8 protein-coding genes, 3 rRNA genes and 1 pseudogene are annotated in these 16,977 nt (G+C 59.4%); 5 read left to right on the forward strand and 7 right to left on the reverse strand.

All coding sequences use genetic code 11. From position 1 onward, the window contains the following. The first annotated feature begins 109 nt into the window (after positions 1 to 109). The 3 genes from rrf (CAF65_RS27535) to rrf (CAF65_RS27545) all read left to right on the forward strand — a co-directional run bounded on the left by rrf (CAF65_RS27535) (position 110) and on the right by rrf (CAF65_RS27545) (position 673). A 5S ribosomal RNA gene (gene rrf / locus CAF65_RS27535) occupies positions 110 to 225 on the forward strand. A 108-nt stretch (positions 226 to 333) separates the two neighbouring features. Then, positions 334 to 449 (forward strand): 5S ribosomal RNA (gene rrf, locus CAF65_RS27540). Positions 450 to 557: 108 nt separating this feature from the next. Further along, positions 558 to 673, forward strand: a 5S ribosomal RNA gene (rrf, locus tag CAF65_RS27545). Positions 674 to 778: 105 nt separating this feature from the next. Here rrf (CAF65_RS27545) and CAF65_RS27550 read toward each other — a convergent pair. The 5 genes from CAF65_RS27550 to CAF65_RS27570 form a co-directional block, all read right to left on the reverse strand. Continuing rightward, complete coding sequence (locus CAF65_RS27550) at positions 779 to 1,246, reverse strand: SRPBCC family protein (protein WP_085719130.1); 468 nt, start codon at positions 1,244 to 1,246, stop codon at positions 779 to 781. Positions 1,247 to 1,269: 23 nt separating this feature from the next. Further along, the gene (locus CAF65_RS27555) at positions 1,270 to 4,680 is read right to left on the reverse strand and encodes a non-ribosomal peptide synthetase (protein ID WP_085719131.1); all 3,411 of its coding nucleotides are present in this window, start codon (positions 4,678 to 4,680) and stop codon (positions 1,270 to 1,272) included. Positions 4,681 to 4,693: 13 nt separating this feature from the next. Beyond that, entirely contained in the window at positions 4,694 to 5,623 is a 930-nt protein-coding gene (locus CAF65_RS27560; protein WP_085719132.1) for a diiron oxygenase, read from the reverse strand. Continuing rightward, entirely contained in the window at positions 5,620 to 6,396 is a 777-nt protein-coding gene (locus CAF65_RS27565; RefSeq protein WP_085719133.1) for a DUF3050 domain-containing protein, read from the reverse strand. Before CAF65_RS27565 ends, CAF65_RS27560 begins: the two co-directional genes overlap by 4 nt. Before the next feature lie 729 nt (positions 6,397 to 7,125). Next, positions 7,126 to 7,836 carry a GntR family transcriptional regulator gene (locus tag CAF65_RS27570; protein ID WP_085719134.1) on the reverse strand — a complete coding sequence of 237 codons (711 nt, stop codon included), beginning with the start codon at positions 7,834 to 7,836 and terminating at the stop codon, positions 7,126 to 7,128. A 197-nt stretch (positions 7,837 to 8,033) separates the two neighbouring features. On the opposite strand from CAF65_RS27570, the gene lapG reads away from it, so the two are divergent. Continuing rightward, positions 8,034 to 8,726: a cysteine protease LapG gene (gene lapG / locus CAF65_RS27575; RefSeq protein ID WP_085719135.1), complete on the forward strand. Its 693-nt coding sequence runs from the start codon at positions 8,034 to 8,036 to the stop codon at positions 8,724 to 8,726. Positions 8,727 to 8,740: 14 nt separating this feature from the next. After that, on the forward strand, positions 8,741 to 10,687 hold the full coding sequence (gene lapD, locus CAF65_RS27580; protein WP_085719136.1) for a cyclic di-GMP receptor LapD: 1,947 nt from the start codon (positions 8,741 to 8,743) through the stop codon (positions 10,685 to 10,687). 45 nt (positions 10,688 to 10,732) lie between these two features. Here lapD and CAF65_RS27585 read toward each other — a convergent pair whose 3' ends face one another. Further along, positions 10,733 to 11,071 carry a tryptophan synthase subunit beta gene (locus CAF65_RS27585; RefSeq protein ID WP_085719137.1) on the reverse strand — a complete coding sequence of 113 codons (339 nt, stop codon included), beginning with the start codon at positions 11,069 to 11,071 and terminating at the stop codon, positions 10,733 to 10,735. Positions 11,072 to 11,217: 146 nt separating this feature from the next. Next, positions 11,218 to 16,977, reverse strand: a pseudogene (locus tag CAF65_RS27590) (LapA family giant adhesin); the annotation flags it as partial.

A 16,977-nucleotide genomic window follows, 5' to 3' on the forward strand; every position in this document is an offset into this window, starting at 1 on the left:
CAGATTGCGGTGTGTGAAGACGCAATGAACCGAAAGTTCGCACAACACACAAATCTATCGCATGCCCAATTTGCTGAAACGTCGAAAGACGGGTCGGCACACCGAATTTCTTGACGACCATAGAGCGTTGGAACCACCTGATCCCATCCCGAACTCAGAAGTGAAACGATGCATCGCCGATGGTAGTGTGGGGTTTCCCCATGTGAGAGTAGGTCATCGTCAAGATTAAATTCCGAAACCCCTATCTGCGCAGGCAGGTAGGGGTTTTGTTTTAGTAGAAGTCACCAATTTTCACTGGCACGTTAATGTTCTAACGGGCTGGTCACAGAATTTCTTGACGACCATAGAGCGTTGGAACCACCTGATCCCATCCCGAACTCAGAAGTGAAACGATGCATCGCCGATGGTAGTGTGGGGTTTCCCCATGTGAGAGTAGGTCATCGTCAAGATTAAATTCCGAAACCCCTATCTGCGCAGGCAGGTAGGGGTTTTGTTTTAGTAGAAGTCACCAATTTTCACTGGCACGTTAATGTTCTAACGGGCTGGTCACAGAATTTCTTGACGACCATAGAGCGTTGGAACCACCTGATCCCATCCCGAACTCAGAAGTGAAACGATGCATCGCCGATGGTAGTGTGGGGTTTCCCCATGTGAGAGTAGGTCATCGTCAAGATTGAATTCCAAAACCCCTGTCTGCTGACGCAGACAGGGGTTTTGTCGTTTCAGAGGTACTGAAAAGCCCGATGCGGAGCCTCTCCACAACGGGCTTTTTTACGCTCTACGCAAACAGTTTCAGCACATTGTTCATCGCATCATCGGCAAAGCCCTGTACGAATTCCTTGAAGCCTGATAGCGCGTCGGCGCTACCCTGCACCGGTTCGGCAATGATGGTCCAGGTGGCTCGGGACTTGTCCGCATCCAGTGGTTCAACGCTCATCGCGGCCCACAGATTGGCCACACCCAGGGTGTTGTAGATAGTGGTCCAGGTCATGTGCCGTGCCTGGTCGTCCCGGGAGTTAAGCTGTTCAACCACCTGGTTGCCGTCCTTGAAAAACTTTTTGCGTAACGATGACACGCCTTCACCGGTCATTTCGATGTGCGACAGTGCCGGGATGAAGCGATCGAAGCCGGAAAAGTTACCAACTACGGCCCATACCTGCGCAGCATCGGCGGGCACGTCCACCGAGGACACCACGTGGCAGCCTTGAGGGTTTTTGATCAGGGTATCGGGTTGCAGAGTACTCATGGTCTTGCTCCATTGGGGTTGAGTCAGATGAAGTTGATTTCTTTGAGGTAGTCGCAGCCGCGACGCAGTAGCGCGGGGGACTTTTGCGGGTAGTGCGCACCCATGAGCCGAACACCGGCCTGGGCGTTGTCGTGACCGATCATCGAGATGTCGCCGATGTCCTCCTCGAAGCCGTTGAGGTAAAACCCCAGCACGCCGAACAACGCGTTGTCGCTGTCGACCCGACTCAACTGCTGCTGCCAGTCGGCGACGCTGACCATCGCGAATTCGCGCCCCGCTTCGCGGAAGGACGCCACGTAGTTGTCCCAGCTCAGGGGCTCGGGGTTGTGCAGGTTGAACACCGCCTGTTCCGGTTGATAACGACTGGCGTGGAAGGCGATGAAGCGGGCGAGAAAGTCCACCGGCATCAAGTCGAAGTTCAAGGCGAATTCCGGCACCTGGCCAAGCTGGATCGAGCCCTTGAGCATCAGCATCAGGCGATTCTTGTGTGGCTGGCACACGCCGGTGAGGCTGTTGAAGCTGATGTTGCCAGGGCGGTAGAGATTGACCCGGACCCCAAGCTCCCGCGCCCGTTCGAGGATGCGCTCGCCGACCCATTTGGACAGGTTGTAGCCGTTCTTGATGTAGATGGGGGGGGTCGGTGCGGCCGGCAACTCGAGCACTCGGCCGTCTGCGGATATCGTGCTGGAGGCCGAGAGTGTCGAGACGAAATTGAAGATTTTTTTGCTGCTCCCTTCGCACAGGCGCAAACATTCGAAAATTGGCTCTACGTTGTCCCTCGCCAGCGATTCGTAATCGAGGACGTGATTGACGTTGGCCGCGTTGTGCACCAGCGCGCCAAATTCTCGATCCAGGCGCTGATAAGCCTCGGCTGCCAAACCGAGTTCCGGCCGCCTGATGTCGGCCGCGTGAACCCGCACCCGGCTCATATCCAGATGCTCCAGACGGTTCTCCCGCAGCGCCTGGGCAAAGCGCTCATCCGCCGATTGCCCATTGCCGTCGCGAACCAGGCAGGCGACCTCGCTGGCCCCCAAGGCCAGCAACGCCTCGACGATGTGTACACCGACAAAACTGTTGGCGCCGGTGACGATCACCTTGTGCACATCGCCCATGCGGCTGATGGGCAGCGGTTGAATATCCAGCTCGCGGAAGGCATCGCGCAGGGCCTGTTCGCTCAGCACTTCTTCGCTGGCGGAGCCGCGTACCAGTGTCGCCAGTTTCGTTATGGTGGGCAGCTCTATGAAGCGGTTGATCGAGATGCTGCGCCCGAACTCTTCACGCAGGCGCAGGAGCATGCGCGATAGCAGGATCGAGTGCCCGCCCAGATTGAAGAAGCTTTCGTCGGTGGGAATATCACTCGCCGGCAGCTCCAGCAACTCGGCCCAGATATCCAGCAGCAGGGCCTCATCGGCATTGACGGGCAGGCGCCGTGGAGGGCTATCGGTTACGCTCACCTGCAGCTCCAGCAACGCCTTGCGGTCGACCTTGCCATTGCTGGCGTAAGGCAGGCTTGACAGCTCGGTCCATGCAATGGGGTGCATGTAGTCCGGCAGGTGCTGTGCCGCGTGGGCCTTCAATGCCTGGCGAGCCGCGCCTGGGAGCTCTTCCCGGGGTTGGGCAAGGAAGGCCAGAATCCGGTGCTGGCGATCAATGACTACGGCAACCTGGCGGTACAACCGGCTGTCGCGCAGGCAGCGCTCAATCTCTTCCGGCTCGACCCGGAAGCCGCGAATCTTCACCTGATTATCACGCCGACCACACAGCTCGATCCCTTCAGCCGTCCACTTCGCCATGTCTCCGGTTCGATAGACGCGCAGGGTCTGGCCATCAGGCAAGTTCAGATCCAGATAACGCTCAGCGGTTTGCTGCGGGTTGTTCAGGTATCCCAGGCACACGCCCGGGCCGGCAATGTACAACTCACCGACGATCTGTTCGGCCACCGGTTGAAAGTCATCATCGAGAATCAACACCTGGCCATTGGCAATAGGCGCACCCAGCGAGCGGTTGTTGTCGCCTGCCTGAAGCTGCCGCGCGGTAATCAGCACCGTGGCTTCGGTGGGCCCGTAGAGGTTGTGGAGCTTGCCCTGACCGCTCAGTTGCTCGATGACCCACGGCTCGCAGACATCGCCGCCGGTCATCACACGGTCAAGGCACTGCAACTGCTCCAGTGGCAGGATGCTCAGCAAGGCCGGCGGTAAAAAGGCGTGGCTCAGTTGCCGATGACGAATCAGCTCCACCAGTTGCAGTGGATCGCGACGTTGGTCCTCGTCGGGCACGATCAACTCGGCGCCTTGCAGCAGTGTCGGGAAGATGTCGATCAGCGATGAGTCGAAACTCAACGAAGAAAACTGCAGCACCCGACTCTGGCTGGTCAACTGCACATAATCGGCATACCAGTGGGTGAAGTGCGCGAGGTTGGCCTGACTGAGCAACACACCCTTCGGATGACCGGTGGTGCCCGACGTGTAGAGCGCCATGCAGGGCGCATCAAGGTCGGGGCGATGGTGCATCAAGGGTTGAGTGAGATCCACGTCGCGGTGGTCGATACGCCTGATATCCAACCCCGGCATCTCCCTCGCCAGGGGATGCTCGCCATCATGCAGCAACAACACCGCACCGGCATTCGCCAGAATGTACTGCTGACGTTGCAGCGGATGGTTCGGCTCCAGCGGCAGGTACACCGCGCCGCTGCCCAGGATCGCCAGGATTCCGGCATACAGCGCGCTGCATTTGGGCAGACAGATTCCGATGACTACCGGGCCTTGGTGCTGATCCAGCAGCAGTCGCAAACGTTGCTGGATGGCGCGGCTGTGGGCGTGCAACTGGCGATAGTCGAGCGTTGTGCCGGCGATGCTCAAGGCTGGGCGTTCGGCGTTCTGGATGCACTGTTGTTCCAGCCGTTCGATCATTGGCGTTTGCGCGAGTTGCTGCAGTCGTGGGTCGGCGGTGGCATTGAGGCGATGCACGAACGCGAGGCTGTCCAGGAACCGCAGGTTCTCGGCGCGTTCGTAGCGGACAGGTACGACAGGTTCGGCGTGTCGAAAATAGTCGGCATCCCGCGAGTAGCGGCTGACCAGCAGCGCCACGTGGTCAACCAGTGTTGCCATGGCCTGCATACGCAACGCCTGGCCGTTCCCCGACGGCTCATCGGCAACGGGTACACGACTCAGCAGCGTTGAGCCATGGCAGCACAACAGGTCCAGCGAAGGCAGGCCTGACGCCTGTGGCAGGCCGAGACCCAATTGCAATGTCAGCCGTGGCGCCTGAGCAATGAACTGACGCGACGTGCCATCGTCGATCAGCAGATCCGCAGGCCCCGGTATTTCGTCGAGTGCGGATATCCACGTCAGTGAGTGACCGTGTTGTTCGAGTTCCAGCGCCAGGCTGTTCATGGCCTGGCTTTGTCCGTTGAGCAAGATGTCGAGACGTCTCATGATGGGCTCCTCGTCAAACCAGGTAGTCGCTGAGGGCGGTTTGTACGCACGGCGATTCGAGCAGCGAACTGCTTCGGAAAAACCGCACAATGTTGGCCACCAGCGGGTGATGACGATTGATCGGGAAGGCCAGCGCCGACATTTCGTTCTTGAGTGCGTGGCGCGTCGCGTCGTTGGTCTGCAGTGCGTCGATCAAGCGGAAGTCGAAGGATTTCTGGATGTCGTTGGTCAGGTAATGGCCAATGAACACCGGCAGGATCTGAGCGATGCAATGGCGGTCGTCTGCACTTGCGGTATGCCAGTAAATGCGTACCAGCCGTGCCCAAAAACCGGAATGGCGCCCCTCGTCCAGCAAGTGATCGGCCATCAGGCCTTTGATCGATTGCTTGACCGTGGCGTCCTTGGCGAACGCGGCGACATCGCCAGTCACAGTGTTTTCGGCGATGGCCACGCAGATCAGTTCTACAGCGCTACGCAAGTGCTCCGGTGCGAGCGCCACGGCCGCCGGTATCGCTCGGCTCAGTTCGATTTCATCCGGCAATTCAATGGGGCTTATGCCGGTCAACCCGATGGCCTGTTGCATGAAATCCATCGCCACCAGTGCGTGGTAATCCTCGTCCACCACAACAGTCATGGCGTCGTAGCGGCAGGCGAACGGGAACTCGACCGCGAAGCGATTCTTGGCGATGCTGCGGGCGGTCTTGTCGACGATCTCGGTTTCGAAAATCACCACATCGTTGATGAACTTGTAGAGCGTCTGCACCAGGGCGAAGTCGCGCAACTGCGGACATTCGCGCAGAAAGGTTTCGCTCAGCACCAGCGGTTGACGACTCAAGGGGTAGATAAGTTTGTCGTCGTTCTCCAGCACGCGTCGCGGGCGTGTGCGGATGGTGGCGCGACTTTCCCAGGCGTCGGCGAAGGATTGGTAGTCGGCGGCGTTCATGCGCTCACCTCCACGACCGATTCGTTGATGCTCAGACGCAATCCGTCCCACAGGGCAATACGACTTTCCACGGCAGCGATGGCGCTGGCATACACGTCTTCCTGCCGTTGCGGGTCGCCATCGATCAGTCGTGACAGGAGCTTTTCCGCTGCCGGGCCGTGGTCTTCTGAATCGACTTCAATGTGCCGTTCGAGGTAGTAACGGAAGGTCGGCGCCTGTTCGGTGCCGATGCCCCAATCGTCGAGGATGCGCTGGAACATCTGCGGGATAACGCTCTCGCGACCGTGCAGAAACGCCGCTGCAACACTGTGACCCGGTGCATGCAGTGCCGTGTGTAGCGTGTGGCGAACGAAATGTGCGGCCGCCGGATCGACGTTGATGCACTGCAAGGCCATGTCGTAGCTCATGCCTTCTTGTTGCAGGGCCACGAAGCGTTCGATGGCAACGGTGCAGGCGCCGACTTCGCGCATTGCATCCAGATACAACTCGAAGTGGCTGTAATGACCCTGGGCCGGGCGATCATCCGACTCCTCACCCAGCACGATCTCGTTGATCAACCGCGCGGCCAGGGGATCCTGCGGTGGCAGCCAGGGCAGTCGCACGCAAGTCAGCTCCTGTTGCAGGCGCTTGGTCAGTGACATGAAGTCCCATACGGCAAACACGTGGGTTTCCATGAAGCGTCGCAGGACCGGTAGCGAACGTATTTCAGAGAAAATCGGGTGTTCGCCAAGTTCGGCTTTTATTTGAATAAGACGTTCTTTAGTTGGTTTCATGGATGGGCCTGTAAGTGATCCGAGGTGAGAAGTCATCAAGCACTGAAGTTCGCTTCACGTTTCTCAGGGCGAACGGGTACCTCAAACGAATTGATCTTTTTCAGTGCTGGATATGTCGTGTAACTGTTGTGCTGCTGTCGCTTGCTGTTGGCGGCGAAGAAAAACTAATACACATATAAAGTGTTAATCAAGTTGTTTTGGTATTATTTTGATATTCAACTTTTTCAAGGTTGATAAGTTCCAATAAAACTTTTCATATTGGTTTTATTTTGGCGTAGTTACTCCTTCCGGCCTATATAAGTCAGAATTGAATAAAGAGTGAATGCCTCACTCGAAGTAACTTTTTAGTTGGCGTCGTTGGGGGATGTCTGAGGGGGTGGAAGTGGGTCGTGAGTGGTGCCGATCCTTCCGTTCCCGTGATGAGGCTCCTTCCTTCGCTTCTGGGGATGGGGACTACGCCATTCGCACGGAACGTCCCCCGGTTTTATTGTGTCCTTGGCATCCAGAGTGGGCGCAAATCGGGGCGGCCGCCAATACCGAGGCCTCACGCAATCGCTGCGATGGTCAGGTTTGAAGGCGGCGGGGCGTTGGGGCGTGATAAGCCACGGGGGTGGTGTGATATGGGAGCAGGGGATTTGTAATCAAGCTATTCGTGGAGCACATTCGGGGAAATGTGCAGCAGGCGAGGCGAACCCTTTGGTGCGCCTCCCTCGGACTTGCTGCTGCGGGTTACCTGGGCGTATTTTTGGCCCGGACTTCAGGGCTGTTGAGGTAGCGTGTAATGACCTCGACCGCTCGGTTCAGGTGGTGTTCGAGCAGCTTCACGGAGCGCTCGACGTCTCGGTCTTCGGCGGCCCGTAACAATGCCTGATGGTCGTCCTGGGACAGTTTGCCCAGGCCCATGGCTTCCAGGTTGAAACGCAGGAACCGCTCTTCCTCGATCAGGCCGTCTTCGACCAGTCTCAACAGCCGGCGATTGGGTGCCCGGCTATAAAGCACCATGTGGAACAGGCGATTGAGCCGGCCGATTTCGGTGTAGTCGCTTTCCATTTCGAGTTCGTCGATATAACGGGCAGCCTGTTCGATATCTTCGTCCTGGAGCAGTGGCACCGAGAGACGCAGGGCTTCGGATTCCAGCAGAATGCGCAGCGCGTAGGTTTCCACGGCATCGCCCTGGATCAGCGGCGCGACCACGGCGCCCTTGTGGGCAACCACGTTGAGCAACGATTGTGCTTCGAGCTGGCGCAAGGCTTCGCGTACGGGCATCCGGCTGACGCCGAACAGGTCGGCGAGGTCTTGCTGGCGCAGGGCGGCGCCGCAAGGAATGCGCCCGTCGAGTATGGCCGCGCGCAGGGTTTCTTCGATCACCGACCGTGCCAGATGCGCTGGAATGGGCCCGTTGACCTTGATACTGCTTAGAGGGTTGGGCTTTTGTGTCACTAAACGCACCCTGAATGATGGAGTATTTTTTGGATCCAAATGACACTAGTAACTGCCTGACGGCTTGTCAAACAAGCAAACGAGTGCCTTTCTTGCAGTTTAGCGCGCCGCCAATGATCTCATCGTGCCATTGTCTTTTTCCGGTCTAACCTTCACCATTCGGACGATTCCCTCCTGCCTACCCAGGATGCCTCGCATTGGCGGCAAGTTTAACGATCCCCCGGATTTTACGCTGGCTGTGCAGCGCATTGCTGCTGGCTGGCGTGATGTTGGGCAGTTTGAGTGCCGATTGGGATTTTTCCCTGATCAGCCGGCGGGCGCAGGCATTGTACGGGCCTTTGGGAGAAGGTCAGCAACGCATTAATGATTGGCAATACTTGTTGGCCAGTCAGAAGCAGATCGGCGAGTTGGAACAACTCAATGTGGTCAATCGCTTCTTCAACAAACAGCTGCGATATGTCGAAGACATCGATCTGTGGCATGAAGTCGACTACTGGGAAACCCCGATCGAAGCCCTCTGGAAAGGCGCCGGCGACTGTGAAGACTACGCCATTGCCAAGTACTTCAGCCTGCGTCACCTCGGTGTAGCCAGTGAAAAACTGCGTATTACCTATGTCAAGGCACTGACCCAGAACCGTGCGCACATGGTGCTGACCTACTACTCGAGTCAAGAAGCCGAGCCTCTGGTGCTCGATAGCCTGATTGACGCAATCAAGCCGGCCAGCCAGCGAAAGGATTTGCTGCCGGTCTACTCTTTCAATGCAGAAGGGTTGTGGTTACCGGGTACCAAGGGCAACAAAAAGGTCGGCGATACCAAGCGTCTGTCGCGCTGGCAGGATGTGTTGAAGAAAATGCAGGCCGAAGGATTCCCGGTCGAGACGACTAACTAGGAGCAGGTGCTCAGATGTCTTTGTTCAAACAGCTGTTGATTGCTATCTGTCTGTTCCTGGTAGTCGCCTTCACCGGCAGTTTCATGGTCAGTCTGGAGAGCTCGCGCACTCAGTACGTCAACCAGTTGCGCTCCCATGCCCAGGACGCGGCGACGGCGCTGGCGCTTTCCTTGACACCGAATATCGACGACCCGGCGATGGTCGAGTTGCTGGTCAGCTCGATTTTCGACAGCGGTTACTACGCTAGCATCCGCGTGGTCGATTTGAAGACCGACCAGGCCCTGGTTGAGCGCACGGGTATTCCAGCGGTCAACAACGTTCCGGACTGGTTCGTCAAACTGATCGGCCTGGAGCCCGCCGGTGGTGATGCGATCGTCAGCCGCGGCTGGGAGCAGGCTGCCCGGGTCGAGGTGGTCAGCCACCCGATGTTCGCGCTGGCCAAGCTGTGGCAAAGCGCTTTGGGCAGCATGAGCTGGCTGCTGCTATGCGGCGCAGTCAGTGCGGTACTCGGCGCACTGTTGCTGCGTCAGCAATTGAGACCGCTGGATTACATGGTCAAGCAATCCCACGCCATCGCCCGGCGGGAATTCCTCAGCCTGCCGGAACTGCCGCGCACCCCCGAACTTCGCCGGGTCGTGCAGGCCATGAACCAGATGGTCGAGAAGCTCAAGGCGCTGTTCCAGGAGCAGGCGGAGCGTAGTGAAAAACTGCGGGTCGAGTCCTATCAGGACTCGTTGACCGGGTTGGCCAACCGGCGTTATTTCGAGATGCAACTGAATGCGCGGGTGAGCAACCCGGAGCAGGCCAGTTCCGGTTACCTGCTGCTATTGCGGGTCAAGGACCTGGCCGGTCTCAACCAGCGTCTCGGTGGCCAGCGCACCGATGACGTGCTCAAGGCCGTCGGTGAACAACTGTCTCGCGAGTGCGCCAAATACCCGGAAACCCAGAACCTGGTCACGCGTATCCGCGGTGGCGAATTTGCCGTGCTGGCGCCGGGGCTGGTGCGCGAAGAAGCGCTGCAACTGGCACAAAACCTCGACAGCGCCTTGGCCAGTCTGCACGCTACCGGCGCCACCGATGTGGCTGCCGTGGCGTCTATCGGCCTGGCGCCTTTTGCTCACGGCGACTCGCCGCAAACCGTGCTCAGCCTCGGTGATCAGGCGCTGGCGCAGGCAGAAGGCCAGGGCGAGCAGAACTGGGCCTGTATCGAACACAGCCTCTCGACCAGTGTCGGCGACGATCACCACGCCTGGCATCGCATGCTCGACCAGGCGCTGACACAGCGGCGCTTCGAGCTGTATTTCCAGCCGGTAGTGGCTGCCCAGGACACGCAACTGGTGCTGCATTACAAAGTGTTGTCGCGACTGCTCGACGAGCACGGTCAGACCATCTCCGCCGGGCGTTTTCTGCCTTGGCTGGAGCGCTTCGGCTGGACGGCGCGTCTGGATCGGCTGATGCTCGAGCGGGTGTTGGAGCAAATGAGCGAGCATGAGGAGTCGCTGGCGCTGAATCTGTCGTCGGCTACCTTGGGCGACCCGCAGGCGCAAAACAAAATCTTCGAGATACTGCGTGCGCATTCCAATTTCGGCCCGCGTCTGACCCTGGAGATTGGCGAAGAGCAACTGCCTGACCAGGCGGTGCTGGAGCAGTTGACCCGGCGCCTGCGCGAACTCGACTTCTCACTGAGCCTGCAACGTTTTGGCGGACGCTTCAGCATGATCGGCAACCTGGCACGGCTGGGGCTGGCATACCTGAAGATCGATGGCAGCTATATTCGCTCGATTGATCTGGAGAGTGACAAACGCCTGTTCATCGAGGCGATCCAGCGAGCGGCGCACAGCATCGATTTGCCGCTGATTGCCGAGCGGGTCGAGACTGAAGGCGAGTTGTCGGTGATTCGCGAGATGGGGCTATACGGCGTGCAGGGCCAGTTGTTCGGCGAGCCCAAGCCTTGGGGCTGATTTGATCGCTCCGACGCAGCGCGCGGGAATGATCGGAGGGTTACGTCAGATCAGCCCGGTCTCTTCATCATCGATCAATTGGCTCAAACCACCCAAGGCTTCACGGGCCTGGTTGCGGTCCATGAGTTTAGCCTGGGCTGCCGTTGGCAGGTCGGTGACGCGGATCACGCCTTTCTGGGTCAGCACCTGAATCAAGTCATCGAGTACCCGGATCATTTCCAGGTCACTTTGCTTGAGCTGTTTGAGGCTGTTCTCCACCGCCGCGTTGGCAAACCAGGTCTGGATTTCATGATTGTCGGCCGGCAGCGTTTCCGTGGCCTCGCCGTAGGCTACGGGTTCCACGCGTACCAATAGGCCCTGCGCATCGCGTTGCACGTAAAACATTGAGCATCCCTCGGAATTGAACCAGCGTCGTGCTGTCAGCAGCATAGGTCAACTGCTCGCCAGTATGTGGCGCAGTGACGAAATCGTCACCGGGCAGTGGACGCAAACGTGACGGCCGCCCCATAAGGAACGGCCGTTTTCGTGCATCAGCTGTTGTTGTGATCGATTTTGATGGTCGGGTCGCTACCGGCAATCAGGTTGTGCAGGTTGGCGCTTGACCAGTTATTGCCTTCCAGCTTGATCGTCACGTCCGGCGTGGCGGCTGCGGCGTTACCCGAATTGAACTGGCCGGTCGAGCTGACTTGTAGCGACGACACGCCATCGACCGTGGTGATCTTCAGGAAGTTGTCGATGGTGCTGCCGGTTTCGCCCTGCAACAAATCGCGCAGGTCGATCCGGTCGCCTTCGCTGGCCTTGAAGTCCTTGATCACGTCGTTGCCGGTGTCGCCTGCTTTCCAGACGAAGGTGTCGCCACCGGAACCACCGATCAGGATGTCGTTGCCCTGTCCGCCCATCAGCGTGTCGTTGCCGGTGCCGCCGAGCAGGATGTCATTGCCCTTGCCACCGTCGAGGGTGTCGGTACCGCCCGAGCCGAACAGGATGTCATTGCCCGCACCGCCCAGCAGGGTGTCGTTGCCGTCATGGGCACCGGACACATCGAACGCGGTGTAATGCTCGGTGATGTATTGGTGCACGTTGCTGGTGGTGACTTTGCTGACGTCCACGCCGGATTGCTGCGCCACGAAGGCTTGTATCGCCTGGTAACCCTCGCCAGCAATGCCGTTGAAGCTCACCAGGTCGCCGAACAGGAGGTCGTTGCCGTCGCCACCACTGACGGTGTCGTTGCCCGGCATTGTTGCCTCGGTGTGGCCAATGATTGAGTTGGCCAGATCCTTCGGATCGATGTTGGTTTGCGGCGTAGTATCCGAGTCGTACGGCTTCAGGTCGTTGAGGCTCACGTCGCTGTTAAGGCCAATGGCCTCGACGTTCGACAGCTTGCTCAGCAGTGTAAAGCTGCTGGTGGAGTTGCTGATGGTGTCCCCGTCGGTGCTGTTGCCGTCGCCGTCACGACCCGAGAACTCGTAGGTGCCGTCGCCCTGGGCATGCAGATAGCCGAAGTCCTTGGAGGACCAGCTATTTCCATTGCCATTGCCATTGCCATTGCCGTTGTTGCCGTTGCTGCTCTTGGTCCAGACCGTCACGTAGCCTGAGGCGCTAATGTCGATCTGGTGCGTGCTGTCGGGGAACAGGCTGATCGCTTTACCCAACTGATAGTTGCTGGTGGTGATCAGGCTATCGAGTGTTGTGCTGCCATACAGGGTCGGGTTGGTCGACTCGCCGCTCTGGTAGTAAGTCGGCTTGCCGTCAGTAATGAAATACGTGAGGTTCTTCGCCCCGGTGTTGGCCACGGCGTCCGCACTCTGGAACCAGTTGGCCGTGGTTTTGAACACGTCCTCGTAGTTGGTGCCGCCGCCGGATGACATCGAGTCCAGGATCGCCTTCAACTGAGTCAGCGCATTCGGGTCTTTGAGGTTCACCGATACTGACTTGTTGACCTGGGTGTCGAAGTCCACCAGGAAGATGTTCACCGTACCCGAGTTGCTGCCCAGGCTTTGCTTGAGGGTGTTGAACACCGACGTCAGCGAGTCCTTGGCCGAATTGATCGACGAGGTACTCATACTGCCGGAACTGTCGACCATGAACGCGATGTTGTAGTTGGTGCCTGGCACCACGGTCAGGCCGCCGATGTCGGCGACGATGATGTCATTGCCGTCGGTGCCGGTGACGGTGTCATTGGCCGCCGTGGCAGTGACGGCGTTGTAGACCGCCGGGTACACAGTCACAGGAATCTGCGAAGTGCTGCTGGCCGAACCACCCAGGGCTTCAGTGGAGGTCGAAGTCACAGTCAGGTTGAACTGGCCGTTGTAATACGATGGTGGCGTTACGGTCAGAGAGCCGAGGCTCCAGCCCGTCACGTTGGCCTCGACACTGGTCGCAGTGACCGTGAAGGTATGTCCCGCGCCGTCGGTGAGCACCGAGCCGACCGGCATGCCGCTGAGCTTCAGGCTCAGGCTTTCCGAGCCGTCGGTGTCGGTCAGCGCGGTTGTGATGGCTGACAATTTCACACTGGTGCCTTCGGCGCCGGTGTTGAGTTTGTAACCGTCGTAGTAGCCCTCGCCATTGGTGCCGTGCAGGTCGGACACGGTCACACCGGCATTCACCAGATCCGTCACGCCCGTGTAAATCGGTACGCCGGCACTGCTCAGGTCGATCGGCGTGCTGCCATTGACCGACAGGTTGACGTCATAGTTGCCCGGGCCGCTCTGGTTGTGGTGGTAGATGTCCAGTGTGTAGTAGCCGCTGGTGGTCGGGGTGAACGAACCATTGAGGTTGCCACCTGCGCCCCACGTGATCGCGGCGACGTTCTTGCCGCCGATGGTCACCAACAGGCTGTCATCGCCAACACCGCTGAAGGTGTAGGTCTTGCCGGCTTCGAGGTAGATCAGGCCGGAGGTTTTCGACGCCGTACCGGCGGTCACGTTACCGTCGGACTGCACGTTGGTTACGGTGCCTTTGGAGTTCGGCGTGCCAGCGGCGTCGATCACGTTTTTCAGCGTGGTCGAGTCCGCGCCGTTGCCGTTGGTGCCCAGGCCCGACAGACCTGTCCAGACTTCCTTGATCAGTCCGGTGGACTTCACGCTGTTGTCGGCAACGCTCAGGGTCGGGGCATCCGCCACCGGGGTGATGCCGATCTTGAGCGTGCCGGTACTGCCCAGTGCCTGGCCGTCGGTTGGCTGGAACTGGAGTTGCGCGTAATCAGCCTTTTGATCGCCAGTGCCGGTGCCATAACCGTTCGCGCCCGACTCGTTGGCATCCGGCATGAAGCGCAGTTTGCCAGCGTCGATGTCGGCTTTGCTGAAGGTCTGGTTGGCGGCGACGTCTTTCCAGGTCGAACCGTCCAGGTACTGCAGTTTGCCCTCGCCCGGCAACTGGGTGATTTTCACGCCCAGGCTGGTGGCCGGACTGTCGACGTCGCTGACGCCAAAGGTCGACCAGCCAAGAATCAGCGGCGTGTCTTCGGTGCCGGTGACGTTGACTGGTGCTGCGACCGGTGCGTCATTGACCGCCACCACGTTGACCGTGGTGGTCGCGGTGTTGGAGTCGTTGCTGCCATCGGTCACCTTCACGGTAATGGTCCGGGGTACGGTGCTTGGGTCTTCACTGTTGTTGGTGAAGGTGATGTTCTTGATCCGCTGAATGTAATCAGCCAGCGTCGCAGTACCGGTCAAGGTCAGTGTGATCGTGCCAGTCTGGTCATTGCTGTTGATGGTGATGCCGTTGACGCTGTTGCCCAGGTTCAGCGCATCGCCTGGCTGACGGTTGGTCAGCACGACAGTCGCACCGGTCAGCATGGTGCTGTCCGGATCGGTGATGCTCAGGTCGAGATCGCCGATCGATACGCCAGGACCGGCGGTGTTCTCGGTGAACGTCACCTTGTAATCGGCCCCGGTGGCACCGCTGGAGTTGTTGGCGTCAAGGTCCAGCACTGGCGGTGCATCGTTGTCGATGATCGAAGTGCTGACGCTGCCGTTGGGCGAACTGATCGCCAGATTCTCGAAGTTGCCGCCGGTGACCGAATCGATCTTGACCACGAAGTTTTCGGTGCCTTCGGTGATCTTGTCATCGATGGTCGCGACGTTGAAGTTGGCACTGCTGGCGCCCGCCGGGATCTTCACGGTGTACACGCCGGTGAAGTCCGAACCGTCGGCGGCGGTACCGCTGTAGACGATTTTCAGCGTCACTTCGGTCTGGGCCGGGTTGGTCAGGTTGACGGTATAACTCGCCACCTGGCCTTCGGTTACCGAGGCGCTGCCGCTGATGCTGACAGTGGTGGTGTCCTTGAAGTCACTGACGCTGGTCGACACTGGCGTCTTGTCCGTGCCGAGGGCTTCAAGGTTGCCGCCGCTGGCGGCCTTGATTGATTCGGTAACGGCTGGTGCGCCGACGTAGACATCGTTGCCCACGGTGACTGGCAGAGTGCCGGAGCTTTGGCCGACGGCGATGGTGATCACTTTGCCGCTGTCGAGTGTCACGGTGACTGGCGTGTCGTGTGCAGTGACCGGGACGCCATTTTTGTCGGTGATGGTCGCGGTATAGGTGATCGTGCCGTTTTCGCTTACCGACGGGGTTGCAGTCAGGGTTACCGTGGTGGTGTCGTTGACGTCGTTGACCGTGGTGCTGACCGGCGTTTTCACCGGGTTGATCGCTTCCAGATTGCCGCCCACCGCGTCCTTGATGGACTCGGAGATGGTGGTCGGACCTTTGTAGACGTCATTGCCGACCGTGACCGGCAGGCTGCCGGAACTTTGGCCGACGGCGATGGTGATCACCTTGCCACTATCCAGCGTCACGGTGACTGGCGTGTCGTGTGCAGTGACCGGGGCGCCGTTTTTGTCGGTGATGGTCGCGGTATAGGTGATGGTGCCGTTCTCGCTCACCGATGGGGTCGCGCTCAGGGTCACGGTGGTGGTGTCGTTGACGTCGTTGACCGTGGTGCTGACCGGCGTTTTCACCGGGTTGATCGCTTCGAGGTTGCCACCCGTTGCGTCCTTGATGGATTCGGAGATGGTGGTCGGACCCTTGTAGACGTCATTGCCGACCGTGACCGGCAGGCTGCCGGAGCTTTGGCCGACGGCGATGGTGATCACCTTGCCACTATCCAGCGTCACGGTGACTGGCGTGTCGTGTGCAATGACAGGGACGCCGTTTTTGTCGGTCAGGGTCGCGGTGTAGGTGATGGTGCCGTTCTCGCTCACCGATGGGGTCGCGCTCAGGGTCACGGTGGTGCTGTCGTTGACGTCATTGACCGTGGTGGTCACCGGGGTCTTGATCGGGTTGAGCACTTCGAGGTTGCCACCCGTTGCGTCCTTGATGGATTCGCTGACGGTGGTTGGACCTTTGTAGACGTCGTTGCCGACCGTGACCGGCAGGCTGCCGGAGCTTTGGCCGACGGCGATGGTAATCACCTTGCCGCTGTCGAGGCTCACGGTGACCGGACCATTCTGCGCGGTCACCGGGGCACCGTTCTTGTCGGTCAGGGTGGCGGTGTAGGTGATGGTGCCGTTTTCATCCACGCTCGGCGTGGCGCTCAGGGTCACGGTGGTGCTGTCGTTGACGTCATTGACCGTGGTTTCCACCGGGGTCTTCACCGGGTTGAGCACTTCCAGATTGCCGCCCACCGCGTCCTTGATGGATTCGCTGACGGTGGTCGGCCCTTGGTAAACGTCGTTGCCCACGCTCACCGGCAGGCTGCCGGAGCTCTGGCCAACGGCGATGGTGATGACCTTGCCGCTGTCGAGGGTGACCGTCACCGGACCGTTTTGCGCGGTGACCGGGGCGCCGTTCTTGTCGGTCAGGGTCGCGGTGTAAGTGATGGTGCCGTTTTCGTCCACGCTCGGCGTGGCGCTCAGGGTCACCGTGGTGCTGTCGTTGACGTCGTTGACCGTGGTGGTCACCGGCGTTTTCACCGGGTTGATCGCTTCGAGGTTGCCACCCGTTGCGTCCTTGATGGATTCGCTGACGGTGGTCGGGCCCTTGTACACGTCGTTGCCCACGGTGACCGGCAGGCTGCCGGAACTCTGACCAACGGCGATGGTGATCACCTTGCCGCTGTCGAGGGTGACCGTCACCGGACCGCTCTGCGCGGTGACCGGGGCGCCGTTCTTGTCGGTCAGGGTCGCGGTGTAAGTGATGGTGCCGTTTTCGTCCACGCTCGGCGTGGCGCTCAGGGTCACCGTGGTGCTGTCGTTGACGTCGTTGACCGTGGTGGTCACCGGGGTCTTCACCGGGTTGATCGCTTCGAGGTTGCCACCCGTTGCGTCCTTGATGGATTCGCTGACGGTGGT

Source organism: Pseudomonas sp. B28(2017) (genome assembly GCF_002113025.1).
GTDB lineage: Bacteria > Pseudomonadota > Gammaproteobacteria > Pseudomonadales > Pseudomonadaceae > Aquipseudomonas.

Coding starts and splice junctions, on each gene's coding strand:
- CAF65_RS27550 (WP_085719130.1), bottom strand. CDS start 1,246: ATGAGTACTCTGCAACCCGATACCCTGATCAAAAACCCTCAAGGCTGC.
- CAF65_RS27555 (WP_085719131.1), bottom strand. CDS start 4,680: ATGAGACGTCTCGACATCTTGCTCAACGGACAAAGCCAGGCCATGAAC.
- CAF65_RS27560 (WP_085719132.1), bottom strand. CDS start 5,623: ATGAACGCCGCCGACTACCAATCCTTCGCCGACGCCTGGGAAAGTCGC.
- CAF65_RS27565 (WP_085719133.1), bottom strand. CDS start 6,396: ATGAAACCAACTAAAGAACGTCTTATTCAAATAAAAGCCGAACTTGGC.
- lapD (WP_085719136.1), top strand. CDS start 8,741: ATGTCTTTGTTCAAACAGCTGTTGATTGCTATCTGTCTGTTCCTGGTA.
- CAF65_RS27585 (WP_085719137.1), bottom strand. CDS start 11,071: ATGTTTTACGTGCAACGCGATGCGCAGGGCCTATTGGTACGCGTGGAA.